This window comes from Paucibacter sp. PLA-PC-4 (assembly GCF_026241155.1).
Classification (GTDB): domain Bacteria; phylum Pseudomonadota; class Gammaproteobacteria; order Burkholderiales; family Burkholderiaceae_C; genus Roseateles_E.
The window spans coordinates 1-1193 of record NZ_JAPFGP010000060.1 but is presented as its reverse complement, the minus strand read 5'-3'; the positions used below and the strand labels follow the sequence as shown (position 1 = coordinate 1193).

The following is a 1193-nucleotide window of genomic DNA, read 5'->3' as shown; positions in this document are numbered from 1 at the left end:
GTACGCGACGCTGCGGCGTTCCCTGGCCGTGCTGGCGCGGCTGGGCGTGCAGGGCCAGGTGATCGGCCAGAACGAGCTGGCGCTGTATTCCACGCTGTTCGAGACCCATGACCCGGCCAGTCTGGACCAGTTCCTGAACGCCACGATCGGGCCGCTGCTGGCCCACGACCGCAAGCGCCAGGCCGGGCTGGCCGAAACGCTGCTCTGCTACTTCGACTGCAACCAGAACGCCAAGACCACGGCGCAGCGCCTGGACATCCATACCAACACGGTGCGCCAGCGCCTGGCCACGGTGGAGGATCTGCTGGGGCATTGGGGCCAGGCCATGCGGGCCCTGGAGATCCACGTCGCCCTGCGCCTGTGGAGCCTGCGCGCCTGAAGCGGGTGGCGGCGGCGCACATGCGCCGCCGGTCGCGAGTGTGATCCGGCCACATAGCGGCGGCCGCGGGCTTTCCCAACACTGGCAACCCAGGCGCCACCTCACAAGGCGCTCTAGGAGACGCCATGTACCCCACACCCCGCGCGCGCCGCCTGGCGCTGACCCTGTCCACTGTCCTGCCGCTGATGGCCTGCGGCGGGGGCGGAAGCGGCTCGACCGTCGAGCCGCCACCGCCGCCACCCGCCGGGCCGCAGCCCCTGGCCTGCGACAAGCTCACGGGCATGAGCATCCCGGCCAGCGCGATCGGCCTGCCCACCTCGGGCGGCACGGTCGCCACCGCCGTCGTCGTGCCGGCGGCCGGCAGCGCCGCCAGCCTGGTGCCGGAGCATTGCCTGGTGACGGCGACGATCGCGCCGGTGGACAAGAGCTCGTCCGACATCACCTTGCGCATCGCCCTGCCCGCCACCTGGAACAAGAAGGTGCTGATGCTCGGCGGCGGCGGCTTCAACGGCAGCGTGCCGGCCGTCACCGGCAATGTGCCCGCCGGCCCGGTCGACCAGCCGCGCCCGATCGCGCGCGGTTATGCCGTCTTCGGCAGCAACGGCGGCCACGCGGCCGGCGCGCTGGGCTCGCTGGACGGCACCTTCCTGATGAACGAGGAATCGCTGCGCAACTGGGCCGGCGAGGCTCTGAAGAAGACGCGCGACGCCGCGATGCACATCGTCAAGGCGCGCTACGCGGTGGAGAAGGCCGAGCAGTCCTATTTCGCCGGCGGCTCCACCGGGGGCCGCGAGGCGCTCGAGGTCGCCACCCG

The 1193-nt window shown here is 72.1% G+C and carries 2 protein-coding genes; both read left to right on the top strand.

The window, feature by feature from the left end:
- A partial coding sequence (locus OOZ63_RS28875) for a PucR family transcriptional regulator (protein ID WP_266009329.1) occupies positions 1-379 on the top strand: 379 nt, incomplete at its 5' end.
- 125 nt (positions 380-504) lie between these two features.
- Positions 505-1193: tannase/feruloyl esterase family alpha/beta hydrolase (locus tag OOZ63_RS28870; protein ID WP_266009328.1), on the top strand; the 689-nt coding region annotated here is incomplete at its 3' end.